The following is a 16,774-nucleotide window of genomic DNA, read 5'->3' as shown; positions in this document are numbered from 1 at the left end:
TACGGGACAAGGGTCGCGCGGTTCATTACCCAGTTGGGGTGGCGTGGGAATCTGGCAGCTTTAGTGGGCGGCGTAACGCCAGGTGTCGATCAGCCCATGGATAGCGGCAAACGCTGAGCGGATGTGCTCGGCGCCAGCCTGCGAGCGGATGGTGACTTGGAGCCCCAGGAACATCAGCGACAGGATCTCGGCCCGCTGCGCGGTGAGGGAATCGTTCTCGGTGTCTGCAGGGAGAGCGTGGGCGGCCAAAGCGCTCATCTGCAGGCGAAGCTCGCGACCGTAGTCGACAGAGAAGTCTTCGTAGCCCGGGGTGCTGCCTCGCAGTTCATTCGCGCTCATCACCATGAGGCATCCGAGGCTGCCTTCGTTGGTTCCTGCGAATTCTTCGAACTTGTCGAAGAAGGTATGGATGCCGTCAACGCCGGGCCCAGATTCGGCCCGCAGTCGGGTGAGCATCGTCATCCGCTCGCCGAGGTAGCGCCGCAGCACGGTGGCGAAGAGTTCCTCTTTGCTGCCGAAGGTGCGGTACAGGCTGGGTTTGTGTACGCCGCTGGCTTCAACGATGTCGCTCATGGAGGTGTGACCGTAGCCCTGCTGCCAGAACAGCGCAGTGAGTTGATTGAGCACAGCTTCTTCGTCGAAGGCTCGCGGGCGGCCAGCGGTGGGTGTTAACGTGGTGCTCATTCACCCACTCTACGTCCATCCGTGGATATTTAGAACCCACCGGTATCAAAACAATCGGGTGCCGTTCAGGACGCTTCGTTGGTGAAAAACGGAGGGAAAGACCGATGACCAGTTCCTTAGACAACGTAGAAGCCATCACCGTGTTCTCGGATAATGTTCCGGCATCCCGAGAGTTTTACACGAGAGTCTTTGCAGCGCCCATCCTGTTTGAAGACGAGGTGTCGGTCGCACTGCGAATCGGTGCCATTGTGATCAACGTCTTAGCGCGAAGCGAAGCCCCAGCGTTGATAGCGCCCGAGCCGATCGCAGAAGCGGGAGCAGCGGCATCCGTGATGCTGACAGTGAATGTCCCCGATGTGGATGCCGCGTGTGCTGCCGTGCGCGAGCATGGCGTCGAGCTCGTCAACGGGCCCGTCGATCGGCCGTGGGGTCGCCGCACTGCGGTGTTTCTCGATCCGTCGGGGCTGCCGTGGGAGATCGCGCAGGAGCTCAGCTAGCTATTGCTCGCCCAAGGATCACGCTGTTCATTCTGTACGCAGGCTGAAGCTGCTACTTCGTGTTGAACGCGCCAGAGGTGATGTGCAGCAGCGCGGCCTCGGCGAGCTCCGACCACTGCTCGGCGTGAGCAGAAGGCACCGCGACCCAATCTTTGAACGGGCGGCCTTTGCCTGAGGGATCGAATAGCTCGGAACCGTCTAGAACGAGAGCGGCAGTGTGAGCGTCGCTGCCAGCGCCGAGACGAAATGCCAGAAAATCATCCTTAAGGCACGCGAAGCCTTTTCCCTGAATCATGAGGGAACGTTTGCCAAACATGGAGCCAGCGGAGGCGCCCGAACCCTCAAGTTCGTTGGCGAGTTCATCGAAATGGGAGTCGGATGTCGGCATGTGTGGGTGCCCTTCTTAGCGGTTGGGCGTGGACGTGCGCTCAATCTTCAGCATGACGAGTGCGCCGACGATCAACACGGGCCCAACGAGGCGGGCGATCTGAGTGAGAAATTCGACCCCACTGGCAAGGCCGCTCGCGAACTGTGAGGCAAGCGGAAAACCGATCGATTGCGCTGCCCAATAAAGGTTCGGAATCACAAAGTTGCCCAGAACGAATCCCACGATGAGTAGGCCGAGCCCGGTCCAGAACGCGATCTTGGGGCGAAGTAGTTGATCGATCATCCGTGGCTCCTGTGTTTCGTGGGCGTAACAGTTTCAGGGTAACCCGCCGAGAGTCTGCGGCGAGGGATAAGTGAACAATCCTAATGACGGATGCCGGGGTTAGGTTTAAAGCATGACTTCGTTGCAGGCGCGCATCATTGCTGACTTAAACACCCAGCCCACGATTGATCCCGCTGGCCAGATTCGTCGGCGCATCGAATTTCTCAAGGAGTACCTGAAGGCATCACACGCCAAGGGGCTCGTATTGGGGATTAGCGGTGGGCAAGACTCCTCGCTCGCGGGGCGCGTCTGCCAGCTCGCGGTTACTGAATTGCGCGCCGATGGCATCGAGGCGCAGTTTGTGGCCGTCCGGCTGCCGCACGGGGTGCAGCACGACGAAGACGATGCGCAATTGGCGCTCGACTTTATTGAGGCCGACCGCGAAGTGACCTTCAACATCCAGCGGGCCGTTGACGGTATTGCCACCGAGTTCGCGGACGCCGTGGGCGAGCCGATCACTGACTTCAACAAGGGCAACGTGAAGGCACGCGAGCGCATGGTGGCGCAGTACGCCATCGCCGGGCAACTTGGCTACCTCGTGGTCGGAACCGACCATGCGGCCGAAGCCGTCACAGGCTTCTTTACCAAATTCGGCGACGGTGGTGCCGACGTGCTGCCACTCACGGGCCTGACGAAGCGCCAAGGTAAGCAACTGCTCAAGCACCTCGATGCTCCCGAGCGTCTGTACGAAAAGGTGCCGACCGCAGACCTGCTCGACCACACACCAGGCCAAGCGGACGAAGCCAACCTCGGTGTCACCTACGAGCACATCGACGACTACTTGGAGGGGCTCGACGTGCCCGCCGAGGCTGCTGCCGATATCGAGCAGAAGTACCTCAATACTCGTCACAAGCGCACCGTTCCCGTCTCTATGTACGACGAGTGGTGGACTGCCTAGAATAGGTTTCATGGGGAATTCTCACGACACGGATGCGGCGCTCGAAGTCGAGCGGCCATCTGGGGTTCGAGTGGATTCCCTCGCTGTCAGCATCGACGGTGCCGCTCTGCTCGAACCTGTCTCGTTCGATATCCCCGCCGGAACCGCGGTCGCAATAACCGGCGCGAACGGTGCGGGCAAGACAACGCTGCTGCGGGTGCTCGCTGGTCTGGTGCCGCCGACTGCGGGCAGTGCGCACGTTGGTGGGCTGCCAGTGGATGAGCGAAACCCGGCTTTTCGACGAATGGTGGCGGGTCATATCGGCCACACTTCGTTCGCCCGCGATCTCACGCTCGATGAGCAACTGACAATGGTCGGCGTCTCGTGGGGTGCCGAGGTTCCTGGCGCTCGCGAGCGGGCTTCTGCGTTGCTCGATGACTTCGGCCTGACCCACCTGCGAACGCGCTTCGCCCACGAACTGTCGTCGGGCCAAACACAAATGTTCTCCTTAGTGCTCGCAGTGGCACGACCCTTCGACGTGCTCCTGCTCGATGAGCCGGAACAGCGACTCGACAAAGAACGCCGAGCCCAAGTAGCCAGCATCCTGAGGGGGCTCGTGGCTAACGGCACGACGCTACTGTTCGCCTCGCACAATGCGAAATTGATCGCTGCGGTGAGCGACCGCACTGTGGCTCTGAAGCGCTCATAGTGGCATCCGATCCCACGCTTCGGCGCTTGAGACAACTGCGTCGTGACCAGCGAGCCCAGAGCGAGAGCGACCTTAGATACACGATTTACGTGGCGCTGATGGTGCTGCTGATCGTTGGTGTGCCCGTGATCCGGATGGCGATTCTCGGCCTCGCGTCGCCCGAGATCGTGGCTTTTGTGGTGAGCACAGCCGCACCCGCCGTTCTTTCGGCCGTGACGGGGCTGCTGATTGCTGCACTCGTCGTGCTCGGGCGCATTCGCGGCCCAGCACTCGTGGATCCGTTTCGGAGTGCCGTCGTCGCGAGCAATCATCTGCCTCGTCGCCAGACGCTGCTTCGACCGTTTCTTGTCTCGACAACTCAACTCGTGGGGGTTCTCGTTGCGCTTGCCCTTGTTCTTTCCGCTGCGCTCGCGGTGGCGGGAGCGGCGTCAGCGCTGTCTGTAGTCGTGTTTGTGGCGGCGACGGTGCTCGTGGGCATTCTGGCCGGGATCGCGTGGCTGGGCGGGCAGAGTCTGCCGCCGCGCTCGTCACAGCGGATTGCTGCCGCGCTTGCAGCAGTCTCGCTCACCGGTGCCGTGATCCCGGGCGGGTTGCTCCTGACACCGTGGGGCTGGGTCGCGCTGCTCTACCCGAGTTCCGGGCTTGCGCCGTGGCTGGCGCTCGCCGGGCTTGCGATCGCGGTTTTGGCGGCTTCATTGGTGGTGCCAAAACTCTTGGACGGCATCCGTGGTTCCGAGCTGAACGCTCAAGCGCAGCGCTGGACGAGTGCCGCTACGTTCACTGCATCCGCTGACTTAGCAGGAGCGTTTGAGCAGTTTCGCGCGTTGCCTACGGTGGGGCGCCAATGGCGAGCGGTGCAAGTCGTACCAACGCCCATTCTGATGTTCGTTCGCGACATCGTCGGCTCTCTGCGCACTCCGGAACGCGCGCTCCTGGCAGCGTTGTCGCTGACCGTTGCAGGATTTTTGCTCGCCAGCATCAGCGCTGTTCCCGCAACGGTGGCCTGGGCGCCAGCGCTCCTCGGCGGTGTCATCGCGTTCCTCGCGCTTGGAGTCTGGAGCGACGGCTTTCGCCATGCCGCTGACACCGCTGTGGCACTGCCGCTCTATGGCTTTGGCGTCGCGAAAGAAATCGCATTGCACGCAACGCTGCCGGTGGTGGGCGTGCTCGTGTTCGTGGGTGCCGGAGCGCTCACCGCTCTCGCCGTCGGCGCGTCACCGGCGAGCGTCATCGTGGCCCTGGCGTTTGCGCTGTTCATCGTGATCATTCGCATCATGAATGCCACCAAGGGTCAGATGCCTCTCGAACTGCTCGCGCCGATTCCGACTCCAGCGGGCGACTTATCGGGCGCCCTCGTCATGATGTGGCAGGCGGATGCACTGCTGCTGACGAGCGTGCTGAGCCTAGCTTTGACGACCAGTTGGCTCAGTACTCCGGTGCTGCTCACGCTGATCCCCGTGGCAGCGGTAATCGTGCTTGCGATTGCGAGACACAATCTTGCGAACGCTCGCTAAGGTGCTGCGTGGACGCCCTCGATCAGTGCGCTGACGGGCGCGTCACATCCACCATCCAGGCGTAGTTGAAGGCACGCTCGCGCCACGCGTCGTAGCGGCCGGAGACGCCGCCGTGGCCCGCCGCCATCTCGGTCTTGAGCAGAGCATCCGCCCCCACCTCTCGCAGTCGAGCGACCCATTTGGCGGGCTCGACGTACAGCACGCGAGTGTCGTTGAGCGAGGTCACGGCGAGGATGCGCGGGTAGTGGGTGTCGTGCACGTTCTCGAGCGGCGAGTACGACTTCATGTAGTAGTAGACCTCCTCGTTGTGCAGGGGGTCCCCCCACTCATCCCACTCGATGACGGTCAGCGGCAATGAGGGGTCGAGGATCGAGGTGAGCGGGTCGACGAAGGGGACGACCGCGAGGATGCCCGAGAACAGTTGCGGGGCCAGGTTCGCGACGGCGCCCATGAGCAGGCCGCCGGCGCTTCCGCCCTCCGCAACCAGGCGATCGCTTGAGGTGACCTCGGTGTCGATAAGGTGATGGGCGCACGCCACAAAGTCGGTGAACGTGTTGCGCTTGTGTAGCTTCTTGCCGCCCTCGTACCAGGTGCGGCCCAGTTCGCCACCGCCGCGCACGTGGGCGACAGCGAACACCATGCCGCGGTCGAGCAAGCTCAAACGGGCAGCAGTAAAGCCCGGGTCAATGCTGATCTCGTACGAGCCATAGCCGTAGAGCACGGTCGGGGCCGGGGTTCCGGGCACCACGAGGTCGTTGCGGTACACGAGGGAGATCGGCACGCGAGTGCCATCAGAGGCAGTGGCCCACTCCCGACGCTGGGTGTAGAGCGCGGGGTCAAAGCGGCCGAGCACCGGCTGCTGTTTGCGCACGACCAGCTCGTTGTCATCCACGAGGTAGTCGTACACGATCGTCGGGGTCACGAAACTGCCATAGCTGAGACGGATGCTCGGCTGGTTCCATTCAGGGTTGGAGCTGAGTCCCACGGTGAAAAGCTCATCGTCGAATTTCAGCTCGTGGGGAGTGTCTTCGTAGCGTCCGCCATGCTTGGGAACGATCGCCACCGCCACGCGGGTGAGACCCTCGCGGCGGTACTCGATGGCCACAAAGTCCTTGAAGGCATCCACGCCCTCGAGGCGCACGGCTTCGTTATGGGGGAGGATCACGCGGCGCTCGCCGAGGGGATCCGCCGCCGCAACACTCACGAGCTCGAAGTTGATCGCCTCTTTGTTGTGCACAATCAGCAGACGATCTTGCGTGCCCACCACCACGTGCTCGACGTCGTACTCGACGCCGACTTCGCGCGGCCAGACGACCTCAAAGTCACCGGTCGGGTCGCTCGTATCGAGCAGTCGCGTCTCGCTCGTCAGGCGCGAGCCCGCTTCGATTGCCAAATACTTGCCACTGCGCGAACGACCGACGCCCACCCAGAAACTCTCATCGGGCTCATGAAAGACCTGCACCGCGGATGCCGCGGCCGTGCCCAACTCGTAGCGCCAGACGGTATCGGGCCGCCATGCATCATCCACCGTCGTATAGAAGACGTACTTGCCCGTGGCATCCAGAAGCGCGCCGCCCGCGGTGCCCGGAATCTCGTCAGGAAGGTCATCGGCGGAGCTGAAGCGGATGACAGCAGCGGCAGCATCGGTGGCATCTGCGGTATCGCTCGAACCCGCGCTCGCCGCAGCGGCGTCACCGAGCTGGCGCACGCGCAACGTATACCGCTCGTCGCCCTCGATGTCGACGCCATAAAGCAGCAGGGTTCCGTCGTCGCTGAGCGAGAACGAACCGAGGCTGAAGAATTCGTGACCCTCTGCTTCGACGTTGTCGTCGAGAAGGATCTGCTCGCCGGGGAGTGTCGTGGGGACAGTGGGCGCATCCGCGCCAGCGTCACCAGCCACAGGCTCGCCAATCGTTGGGGGAGTCCAGTCGTCGTCACTTGCGATCGGTGCGCGGCAGTGGATCGCGTACTGCTTGCCCTCTTCGGTGCGGCTGAAATACCACCACTGGCCGCGACGAACCGGAACACTCAGATCGGTCTCCTGAGTGCGTGCCTTGATCTCTTCAAAGATCTGCTCCTGCAACACGCTGAGGTGGCTCGTGCGCGCCGCAGTGAAAGCATTCTCGGCATGGAGATGCGCGAGGGTTTCTGGGCTCTCTTTGTCACGCATCCACTCGTAATTGTCGACGTAGTGGTCGCCATGCTGGATGCGTTCGGTAGGAACCTTTGCGGCTTCAGGTGGAGTGAGCATGACTTCAGCGTATGCCCGATTTCTGCGAAGCGGGCATGCCAGAGAAATGAAACCGGTGGGAAAACTGTTACTCGAGGAACCCGCGCAGCAGAAGCGCAGTGCCGGCCAAGTGCTCGCTCATTGCCTGCGCCGCGGCATCCGGACGCCCAGTGAGGATAGCGATCGCAATCTGCTCATGTTGAGTATTCGAGTGCGCAATGTTGGGCCCGAGCGAGGGGATGCTGTCGAGCAACTCGTTCACGCGCATCCGCACATCGGCGATGAGCGGAGTGAGGGATGCGGAACCGGCGAGCTCGCCCACCATGAGGTGAAAGCGGGAATCGAGTCGACGATATTCTTCATCGCTCGCGGCATTGGCATTGCTGAGACTCTCCCAGAGAAGCTCTCGCTCGGAGGGAGTAAGGGCGCGGCCTGCGGCGGCGCGTGCACCACCGACCTCGAGGATTTCACGCAGCGTGAGCGTGTCTTCGATGAGTTCGGGCGTGAGCTGGCGTGCTGCCCCAACCGGGTCGCCCGAGGCGGTTCCGGGAGTGTGTGTGGGGAGCGTTTCGCTGACAAACGTGCCGCCGTAGCGACCGCGACGAGACACCAGATAGCCAGCGTCACTCAGCGAAGCGATAGCGTCCCGAACCGTATCGCGGCTGACAGAGAGCATCGTGGCGAGCTCTCGTTCGGCAGGCAATCGTTCTCCGGGAGCGACTAAGCCGAGACGCACTGTCTGGAGGAGTCGCTGAACGGTCTCCTCGAAGGAGTTGCCCCCGCGCACCGGGCGCAGCAGCAACTCTCCGTGGAGACCGGTCGGCTCATCCATTACAGCGGTGTTGTGTAGGCGGAGCTGATTCCGCCATCGACGATGAACGTCGAAGCGGTAATGAATGACGAGTCATCGCTGGCGAGGAATGCAACGGCAGCGGCGAGTTCGTCGGCTTCCGCGAAGCGTCCCATGGGGATGTGGACGAGGCGGCGAGCGGCACGTTCAGGATCCTTCGCAAAGAGCTCTTGGAGGAGGGGAGTGCTCGTGGGGCCGGGGCAGAGTGCATTGACTCGAATTCCCTCCCGGGCGAACTGCACACCCAACTCACGGCTCATCGCCAGCACGCCACCCTTGGATGCCGTGTATGAAATCTGGCTGGTTGCCGATCCCATGATAGCGACGAAGGATGCCGTATTAATGATCGAGCCCTTGCCCTGGGCGACCATGTGGCGAAGCGCGGCGCGGCAGCAGAGGTACACCGATTTGAGGTTGACGTCTTGCACTTTCTCCCACGCGGGCAATTCGGTGGTGACGATCGAGTCGTCCTCGGGCGGCGAAATTCCGGCGTTGTTGAAGGCGATGTCGACCGAGCCGTAGGTGCTCGCGGTGGTGTCGAAGAGTTCGTTAACCTGCGCTTCATCGGTCACATTTACCTTGATGAAGTGGCCGCCCACGAGCTCAGCGGCAGCGAGCCCCGTTGTCTCATCCATGTCACCGATGATGACGGTCGCACCTTCAGCGGCGAAACGACGTGCGGTAGCAAGACCGATACCGCTCGCTCCGCCGGTGATGACGGCGACCTTGCCAGCGAGGCGCTGTGTGAGGTCAATAGGGGTGATGCTCATTCGGTGCTCCTTGAATAGGAAGGGGTGAATTTGTCAGTCGACAGCGATGAAAACATTTTTGGTTTCGGTGAAGTTCAGTGGAGCATCCGGGCCGAGTTCGCGACCGAGACCGGATTGCTTGAAGCCGCCGAAAGGGGTCGAGTACCGCACGGAGGAGTGCGAATTGACCGACAGGTTGCCGGCCTCGACACCACGAGAAACCCGGATAGCGCGGCTGACATCGCGCGTCCAGATGGAGCCCGAGAGCCCATACTCAGAATCGTTGGCCAACTGCAGCGCATCGGACTCGTCATCGAACGGCAGGACCGTCACTACCGGCCCGAAAATCTCGTCGGTCACGCAACGGTCGCTGCGTGACTCTGGAGTCAGCACGGTAGGCGCGAACCAGAAGCCTGGGCCGTCGGGCGCGCTGCCGCGGAACGCGACGGGCGCATCCGCCGGAACGTAGGACTGCACCGAAGCCAAGTGCTTGGCGGAGACCAGCGGCCCCATTTCAGTTGCTTCGTCATGGGGGTCGCCAACGCGCACACCAGCAACGGCAGGCTCGAGAAGTTCCATGAAGCGGTCGTAGGCGCTGCGTTCGACGAGGATGCGGCTGCGGGCGCAGCAATCCTGGCCCGCGTTTTCAAAGACTCCGTAGGGTGCCGCAGCGGCCGCCTTTTCTAGGTCGGCATCCGCGAACACGATGTTGGCACTCTTGCCGCCGAGCTCGAGCGTGACGCGCTTCACTTGGTCAGCGCAGCCGGCCATGATCTGCTTGCCGACGGCGGTCGATCCGGTGAAGACAACTTTGCGAACCGTGGGGTTGGTCACGAAGCGCTCGCCGACGACGGAACCCTTGCCGGGGAGCACCTGGAACAGTCCTTCGGGCAGTCCAGCTTCGAGCGCGAGTTCGCCCAGCCGGATGCTCGTGAGTGGCGTCCACTCGGCGGGCTTCAGCACCACGGCATTGCCCGCAGCGAGGGCCGGAGCGAATCCCCACGCCGCAATCGTCATCGGAAAGTTCCACGGCGTAATCACGCCAACGACGCCGAGCGGCTCGTGAAAGGTGAGGTTGATACCGCCAGCGACGGGAATCTGCTGGCCGAACATCCGCTCGGGGGCCGCAGCGTAATAGTTGAGAACGTCGCGCACATGGCCGGCTTCCCACCGAGCCTGAGAGATCGGATGCCCTGAGTTGCTGACCTCCAGTGAGGCAAGATTCTCGAGGTCGCCGTCTACTGTCTGCGCGAAGCGACGCAACAGGAGCGCCTTGTCGGCGGGGGAGACGCGAGCCCACGCCTTCTGGGCGACGGCGGCGCGGGCGATTGCCGCATCCGTCGCTTCGATATCGAGCAGATCGACAGAGCCGATCTCGGCCTCAGTTGCGGGGTTGATGACGGTATAGGTGCTCACGCGAGAGCCTTTCGGTTGATTCGGGCTGCGTCGACCAAGCCCTCGAATAGTCGGATGTCTTCTGGCGCTGCCTCGGGATGCCACTGCACTGCAACCGCAAAAGTCGCGGTAGGCAGTTCTATAGCTTCGATCACGCCGTCACTCGTGCGGGCCGTGACGACGAGCCCCTCGGCCAGCTGATCGATCGCTTGGTGGTGATAGAGGGGAACGACGAGTGGTTCGGTTTGTCCGCCGAGCACCTTATCGATTCGGGTGTTGGGCTCGATCTCGACGGGGGTGTGGCTGAAGTTGCCGCCGCCGAGTTGATAGTCACTGTGGCCGACCACTTCAGGGAGGTGTTGGTGCAGGGTGCCGCCGAGAGCAACATTGAGCACTTGAGCACCCCGACAAACGCCGAGGAATGGCAGGTCGGCATCGAGTGCTTGGTGCATGAGCTCGTCTTCCCACGCATCACGATCGAGTCGAGGTTCGTCGGTTGTCGGGTGGGGTTCTTGGCCATAGCGTGCTGGGTCGAAGTCTTTGCCCCCGGTGATGATGAGGCCGTCGAGCCCCTGAAGCACCCGGCGGGCAATTTCTGGGCTTACCGGCTGCGGCGGAAGAAGCACCGCGATACCGCCAGCGCGAGTGACAGCCTCGAAGTAGGCCTTCGGCAAAAACGCCGCCGGAACATCCCATACGCCCGTCTGCGCTTGTTCGAGGTAGGTGGTCAGGCCGATAAGGGGCCGATCAGAGTCGCTCAAAGCCGCGCACCTTTTCCCAGTCAGTCACTGCCGAGTCAAAGGCAGCCAATTCGATAGCGGCGTAGTTGAGGTAGTGGTCGACTACTTCATCGCCGAACGCTTCGCGGGCGAAAGTGGATGCCGCGAAGAGTTCCGTAGCTTCCCGCAGTGATGCAGGCACCCGTGGAACATCGCTGGTGTACGCATTGCCTTCGAACGCGTCGTCGAGTTCAAGCTCGTTGTCGATGCCGTAGAGGCCCGCAGCGATGAGGGCACTGACGGCCAAATACTGGTTTACGTCGCCGCCAGGAACGCGATTCTCGACCCGCATTCCGTGTCCCTGGCCTACGACGCGAAGCGCGCAGGTGCGGTTGTCGAGGCCCCAGGCCAGCGCCGTCGGGGCAAAGCTCCCCGGAACGTAACGCTTGTAGGAGTTGATGTTGGGAGCGGAGAAGAGCGTCAGCTCCCGCATCACCGCAAGCTGGCCCGCAATGAAGTGGCGGAACATCTTTGACATGCCGTGTTCGGCATCCTTGTCGGCGAAGACTGCCGTGCCATCGGTGCCGCGAAGGCTGATGTGGATGTGGCAGCTATTACCTTCCTTCTCGTTGTATTTCGCCATGAAGGTGAGGCTCTTGCCGTGAGCATCGGCGATTTCCTTCGCACCATTTTTGTAGATCGAGTGGTTGTCGCACGTATCAAGGGCTGACGCGTAGCGGAAGCCGATCTCTTGCTGGCCAGGATTGCACTCGCCTTTCACTCCTTCGCAGTACATGCCGGCGCCATCCATGCCGTTACGGATGTCGCGAAGCAGCGGTTCCATGCGCGTAGAGGCCAGAACGTTGTAGTCGATGTTGTAGTCGGTGGCGGCTGACAGTTCGCGGTAGCCCTTCTTCCAGGCCTCGCGGTAACTGTCGTCAAAGACGATGAATTCGAGTTCAGTGGCAACGAAAGTGTCGAGCCCGCGCTCGGCGAGACGCTCGAGTTGAGCTTTCAGGATCTGGCGAGGGGATGGCGCGACTGGGGTTTCGTCGTGCCACTTCAGGTCAGCGGTGACGAGCGCGGTGGCCACGAGCCACGGGGCGCGGCGCAGGGTTCCCAAATCGGGCACCATGACCATGTCGCCGTAGCCGCGCGACCAGCTCGACATTGCGTAGCCCTCGACGGTGTTCATGTCGACGTCAACGGCTAAGAGGTAGTTGCAGCACTCCGCTCCGTGAGCGGCGGCATCCTCAAGGAAGAGTCTCGCCGAGAGACGCTTGCCCACCAGCCGCCCCTGCATGTCGGTGAAAGCCACGAGAACCGTGTCGATTGCGCCGCTTGCGACGTCGTCGGTCAATTCGTCGAGCGTGAGGTTGCCTGAGCTGGGGGACATTAACTTCTCCTCATTAAGCAAGTCAAATGGTGCGCTTTCCGACCATTAGAACACACCCACGCCGGTGCTGCTCGAAAATCTTCCCCATTGCCGCGGGAAATTTCTGTGGATTATGCCTAGTCAACAACCATTGAAAACCGTATAGTCATCGCAAGGATTCTCCCAGCATTGTGTGATCGACCCGTCGGTGCACGCAACCAGACTGCAAAGGAAACAGGATGTCCAAAGACACACTGAACGTCTCCGGGGTGAAATACACGACGGCTGCGGCCGGGTATTTCGAGAAACGCACGCTCAAACGCACGGCGGGAATCTGGGGACTGTGGGGTCTCGCGGTCGCCGCGGTCATCTCTGGCGACTTTTCTGGCTGGAACTTTGGAATCGGCTTCGCGGGCTTTGGCGGGATGCTGATTGCCTTCGCCCTGCTGATCTTCATGTATTACGGCATGATCTTTAGCATCGGAGAAATGGCATCCGCTATGCCGCACACGGGCGGCGCCTACTCGTTCGCTCGCGCAGCAATGGGGCCGTGGGGCGGTTTCGTCACGGGGCTCGCTGAGACGATCGAATATGTGGCTACTACGGCCGTCATCGTATATTTCTCGGCTGGCTATGCCGACTTCATTACGAGCGAGCTGTTGGGCTTCTCGCTGCCGGCGCCAGTGTGGTGGCTGATTCTTTACATCGTTTTCATCGGGCTCAACTCGGCCGGCGCCGCGATTTCATTTAAATTTGCGATCATCGTGGCGATTGTTTCGATCACCATCCTGCTCGTCTTTTCGGTCATGGCAGCATTCTCTGGTCTTTTCAGCTGGGACAACTTGTTCAATATCGAGGCAGACCCTGGGCATTCATCCTTCTTGCCTCATGGCATCGTGCCGATCCTCTTTGCCCTTCCCTATGCCATGTGGTTCTTCTTGGGAATCGAAGAGCTGCCGCTTGCGGCGGAAGAAGCACACAACCCAGTCCGCGACATCCCCAAGGCCGGTTTGATCGCCCGCACGACGCTGATCATCACGGGTCTGTTGGTGCTCTTCCTTAACACGGGAATCGTTGGTGCTGCTGAGATTGCTACGTCGGGCGAGCCACTACTCGATGGATTCCGTGCGATCGTCGGAGACCAAGCAGCGGCGGCCCTCGCACTGTTTGCACTCATCGGGCTATTCGCGTCGTTGCAGGGGATCATGTTTGCTTACGGACGCAACATGTACTCGCTGTCTCGCGCAGGCTATTATCCGAAATTCTTGTCGCTCACTGGTAAGCGCCAGACTCCCGCTGTTGCACTCCTAGTGGGTGCGATTATCGGCTACGTCGCGTTGGTTCTCGTTGACAGCCTCGGCGGCGCCGATGGCGTCGCGGGTGCAATCGTCTTGAACATCGCGGTGTGGGGCGCTGTTATCGCTTACGTACTTCAGATGGTGTCGTTCCTGATTCTGCGCAAGAAATACCCGAACGCAAATCGCCCCTACCGCAGCCCCTGGGGTGTTCCCGGAGCTATTATCGGCGGCGTTCTTTCGTTGGCGATCTTCTTCGGCTTCTTCATCAACGAGCCCGCTCGTCCGGCGATCGGCGCCATCGCTGTGGTCTACATCGTAATGCTTGCGATTTTCGGGCTCTACGGTCGCAAGCGCCTCGTGCTCTCTCCAGAAGAGGAGTACGCGATCTCCGGTGGGCTGCACGGGGATCCTCAAAAGGAAGGGTACGGCGGTGCCGTCGAGGAAGAGCTTCTCGCTACTGACGGTCGGGACGAGCCCCGCAGCTAAGACGAGTTCCGCAACAGATTAGCTCCGAGCTTCCCGTCGCCCTCACCCATCCGGTCGGCGGGAAGCTCAGCTAGTGCGTGTGCGCCGACGGCGGTGAATGCGATCATGGAACCACCCCAATGATCGGAGCCTCGGATGCCACACCCCCTCGTTACCGCGAGCGAACTTGCCGCGCTACTCGACAATGCGGCCACGGGTGGCACGCCGGTGAAGGTTTTGGACGTGCGCTGGAGCCTCGGCGGCCCCGCCGGGCTACCTCTCTATAGCGAGGGTCATATTCCGGGCGCGGTGTATGTCGACCTCGATACCGAGCTTGCCGGCCACGGCGAACCGCAGGAGGGGCGTCATCCGTTGCCTGCTGCCGCGCACTTTCAGAGCGCTGCCCGCCGCTGGGGCCTCGATGCTGGCGACACGGTTGTTGTCTACGACAACTGGAACAGTCTTGCCGCCTGCCGCGCGTGGTGGCTGCTGCGCTACATGGGGGCTGCAGACGTGCGGGTGCTCGACGGTGCGCTCCCGGCGTGGACTGCGGCCGGGCATCCGCTCACTGAAGGAACCGACGACATGACGAACGCCACCCCCGGGTCGATCAGCCTCAGCGCAGGGCACGAACCTGTCCTCAACGCCGATGATGCCGCCTCGCTTCCCGAGAGTGGCGTGCTGCTCGATGCGCGCGCGGGGGAGCGCTACCGCGGCGAGACCGAGCCGATCGATCCGCGTGCCGGCCACATCCCCGGGGCGATCAGCGCACCGACCTCCGGCAATTTGGATGAGGCCGGCCATTTCCTCGATTCTGACGCGCTGCGGGAGCGGTACGTGGCGCTCGGTGTCGATGTTGATCGTGCAGTAGGCGTGTATTGCGGCTCTGGTGTCACGGCGGCTCACGACGCTCTCGCGCTGACTGTCGCAGGCTTCCGTCCGGCACTCTTTCCCGGCTCATGGTCGGCGTGGGCAAACCAGCCAGAGCGTCCCGTCGCCACCGGTGCGACGCCGTAGCTGGGGCATCCGCTCGGAGCATCTCGCTTCACTCCTCTTAAATACGAAGGGCCCCAACATCACCACGGTGTTGGGGCCCTTCGATCAGGGGTGTTACGAAATCACATCTTGCAGCAGTTCTTCGTTGAGGTCCTTGCGAACCATCGACACGACGTAGCCGATCACCAGGGCGATGAAGGGCGACAGTACGAGGAACCAGCCGAAGGCATTGAGGCCGAACGCCGTTGCGGTCGGATCGACTCCCTCAGCGAGCGTGAGGTCACCGGCGAGGAGGCCGAAGCGTGACATCAGCAGGTACTCGGCGAGCACGAGACCGATGAATGCCAAGACCGGCGCGATCATCGTCACGAAGATGTTTTCTGTGCCCTTGTTCTTGAGGAAGAAGCTGATGATCGCGACGCAGACGAGCGCTTCGATCAGCACGATCGCCACCACGGCGAGGCCACTGAACCAGAAGAACATGTTGCCGATGGGATCGAGCTGGAATGCAGCGAACAGCACAATCACGACACCGCTAATGATCGACACGATGATGGATGCGCGACCGGGGGCTCCGCGACCGTTCACGGTTCCCACCGAGCTCGCCAGAACGCCGCCGCGGCCAAGCGCGAAGAGGTAGCGGCTTGCAGCGTTTTGGAAAGCGAGCAGTCCAGCAAACATGCTCGTGAGTACGAGGATGCTCATCAGCGTCGCAAGCCACGGGCCGACGTATTCGCTCGCGAGTGTGAAGAGTACAGCGGCGGGGTCTTCGAGGCCGCCTGAACGTTCGAGCGTCTGGTCAATAACGTTCGAGGCGCCCATTCCGGTAACGAGGGCGAAAGCGGTGAAGGCAAACAGCACAGTGATGAGGCCGACAGCGAGGTAGGTGGCGCGCGGTACGGCACGCTTCGGGTTGACACTTTCTTCGCCGTAGATAGCGGTTGCTTCGAAGCCGATGAAGGAGGCGAACGCGAAGGCGAACGCGATACCGGCGGAACCGGCAAGACCACCGGCAAGGATGAGATCGGGCGAGAACGATGCACCCCAGTTGAGTCCTTCTGGCCCACCGTCGGCAAGGATTGCAACAGCGGCGATCACAAGGACGATGAGTTCGGCGATCATCAGCACACCGAGCACCTTGGCGCCGATGTCGACGCGCAACAGCGAGAGTGCGGTGACGGCGATCCAGGCGAGGAGAGTCCAGGCCCACCAAGGGAGGAGCCCGACTTGCCCGGCCATGACGCCGCCGAAGAATCCGTAGATGGCGAGCTGGATAGTGAGGTACGCGAGGATCGACACGAACGACGAGGCGATTCCGGCGTGGCGGCCGAGCCCACGACCGACGTAAGCGAAGAAGGCGCCGGTGTTGGTGACGCGTTGGCTCATCGCGGCGTAGCCGACGCTGAACAAGAGAAGCACAATGCCGGCGAAGAGGTAGGCGCCGGGGGCGGCGGCTCCGTTACCCAGAACGATAGCGACGGGAACGGCGCCGGTCATTCCGAGAAGTGGCGCGGCCGCAGCCACGACAAAGAAGACGATTCCGATTACGCCGAGTCGCCCTTTGCGCAGGGTTCGATCGGGGCTTTCCTGGGATTTTTGGTCAAGCGCCATAGTGAAACTCCTCGTTGAGTTCTAAATCAAGTCGTCCGTATCCGAACGAGTTGCGTTCAACAATGGCGAAGACAGGGTGTCTTAGTCAAGCGTTTT

General features: G+C 61.9%; 16 protein-coding genes. 6 read left to right on the top strand and 10 right to left on the bottom strand.

What is annotated here, in order from left to right:
- Nucleotides 1–60 precede the first annotated feature (60 nt).
- Nucleotides 61–684 carry a TetR/AcrR family transcriptional regulator gene (locus I6E74_RS10430; RefSeq protein WP_197125471.1) on the bottom strand — a complete coding sequence of 208 codons (624 nt, stop codon included), beginning with the start codon at nt 682–684 and terminating at the stop codon, nt 61–63.
- A gap of 104 nt (nt 685–788) precedes the next feature.
- On the opposite strand from I6E74_RS10430, the gene I6E74_RS10425 reads away from it, so the two are divergent.
- Complete coding sequence (locus I6E74_RS10425; protein WP_197125470.1) at nt 789–1,181, top strand: VOC family protein; 393 nt, start codon at nt 789–791, stop codon at nt 1,179–1,181.
- A 52-nt stretch (nt 1,182–1,233) separates the two neighbouring features.
- On the opposite strand, the gene I6E74_RS10420 is transcribed toward I6E74_RS10425, so the two are convergent.
- On the bottom strand, nt 1,234–1,569 hold the full coding sequence (locus tag I6E74_RS10420; RefSeq protein ID WP_197125467.1) for a hypothetical protein: 336 nt from the start codon (nt 1,567–1,569) through the stop codon (nt 1,234–1,236).
- A 15-nt stretch (nt 1,570–1,584) separates the two neighbouring features.
- On the bottom strand, nt 1,585–1,851 hold the full coding sequence (locus I6E74_RS10415) for a hypothetical protein (protein WP_197125465.1): 267 nt from the start codon (nt 1,849–1,851) through the stop codon (nt 1,585–1,587).
- 112 nt (nt 1,852–1,963) lie between these two features.
- Between I6E74_RS10415 and nadE the strand changes: the two genes are divergently transcribed.
- Genes nadE through I6E74_RS10400 form a run of 3 tightly spaced genes read left to right on the top strand, consistent with a single transcriptional unit; the run spans nt 1,964 to nt 4,990 of the window.
- Nucleotides 1,964–2,788: an ammonia-dependent NAD(+) synthetase gene (gene nadE, locus I6E74_RS10410; protein WP_197125463.1), complete on the top strand. Its 825-nt coding sequence runs from the start codon at nt 1,964–1,966 to the stop codon at nt 2,786–2,788.
- Nucleotides 2,789–2,798: 10 nt separating this feature from the next.
- The gene (locus tag I6E74_RS10405) at nt 2,799–3,476 is read left to right on the top strand and encodes an ABC transporter ATP-binding protein (protein WP_197125460.1); all 678 of its coding nucleotides are present in this window, start codon (nt 2,799–2,801) and stop codon (nt 3,474–3,476) included.
- Nucleotides 3,476–4,990 (top strand): hypothetical protein, encoded by a 1,515-nt coding sequence (locus tag I6E74_RS10400; RefSeq protein WP_197125459.1) that lies wholly within the window; start codon nt 3,476–3,478, stop codon nt 4,988–4,990. Before I6E74_RS10405 ends, I6E74_RS10400 begins: the two co-directional genes overlap by 1 nt.
- 22 nt (nt 4,991–5,012) lie before the next feature.
- Here the strand turns inward: I6E74_RS10400 and I6E74_RS10395 are convergent, their stop codons facing one another.
- The 6 genes from I6E74_RS10395 to I6E74_RS10370 form a co-directional block, all read right to left on the bottom strand.
- Nucleotides 5,013–7,241, bottom strand: coding sequence for a S9 family peptidase (locus I6E74_RS10395; protein WP_197125457.1), 2,229 nt, complete (start codon nt 7,239–7,241; stop codon nt 5,013–5,015).
- A 67-nt stretch (nt 7,242–7,308) separates the two neighbouring features.
- Entirely contained in the window at nt 7,309–8,052 is a 744-nt protein-coding gene (locus I6E74_RS10390; RefSeq protein WP_197125456.1) for a FadR/GntR family transcriptional regulator, read from the bottom strand.
- The gene (locus I6E74_RS10385) at nt 8,052–8,840 is read right to left on the bottom strand and encodes a 3-oxoacyl-ACP reductase (RefSeq protein ID WP_197125454.1); all 789 of its coding nucleotides are present in this window, start codon (nt 8,838–8,840) and stop codon (nt 8,052–8,054) included. The genes I6E74_RS10390 and I6E74_RS10385 overlap by 1 nt, the downstream gene beginning before the upstream one ends.
- Before the next feature lie 33 nt (nt 8,841–8,873).
- On the bottom strand, nt 8,874–10,235 hold the full coding sequence (locus I6E74_RS10380) for an aldehyde dehydrogenase (protein WP_197125452.1): 1,362 nt from the start codon (nt 10,233–10,235) through the stop codon (nt 8,874–8,876).
- Nucleotides 10,232–10,975 carry a gamma-glutamyl-gamma-aminobutyrate hydrolase family protein gene (locus I6E74_RS10375; protein ID WP_197125450.1) on the bottom strand — a complete coding sequence of 248 codons (744 nt, stop codon included), beginning with the start codon at nt 10,973–10,975 and terminating at the stop codon, nt 10,232–10,234. The genes I6E74_RS10380 and I6E74_RS10375 overlap by 4 nt, the downstream gene beginning before the upstream one ends.
- Nucleotides 10,962–12,329 carry a glutamine synthetase family protein gene (locus I6E74_RS10370; RefSeq protein WP_197125443.1) on the bottom strand — a complete coding sequence of 456 codons (1,368 nt, stop codon included), beginning with the start codon at nt 12,327–12,329 and terminating at the stop codon, nt 10,962–10,964. Before I6E74_RS10370 ends, I6E74_RS10375 begins: the two co-directional genes overlap by 14 nt.
- Before the next feature lie 218 nt (nt 12,330–12,547).
- Between I6E74_RS10370 and I6E74_RS10365 the strand changes: the two genes are divergently transcribed.
- On the top strand, nt 12,548–14,092 hold the full coding sequence (locus tag I6E74_RS10365) for an amino acid permease (RefSeq protein ID WP_197125441.1): 1,545 nt from the start codon (nt 12,548–12,550) through the stop codon (nt 14,090–14,092).
- Between the two features lie 135 nt (nt 14,093–14,227).
- Nucleotides 14,228–15,088, top strand: coding sequence for a sulfurtransferase (locus tag I6E74_RS10360; RefSeq protein ID WP_197125439.1), 861 nt, complete (start codon nt 14,228–14,230; stop codon nt 15,086–15,088).
- A 93-nt stretch (nt 15,089–15,181) separates the two neighbouring features.
- Here the strand turns inward: I6E74_RS10360 and I6E74_RS10355 are convergent, their stop codons facing one another.
- Nucleotides 15,182–16,678: an APC family permease gene (locus I6E74_RS10355; protein WP_197125437.1), complete on the bottom strand. Its 1,497-nt coding sequence runs from the start codon at nt 16,676–16,678 to the stop codon at nt 15,182–15,184.
- Between the last annotated feature and the right edge of the window lie 96 nt (nt 16,679–16,774).

Origin of the sequence: Salinibacterium sp. SWN139 (assembly GCF_015864625.1) — a bacterium.
Lineage (GTDB): Bacteria > Actinomycetota > Actinomycetes > Actinomycetales > Microbacteriaceae > Rhodoglobus.
This window is presented reverse-complemented; position numbering and strand designations above follow the sequence as displayed.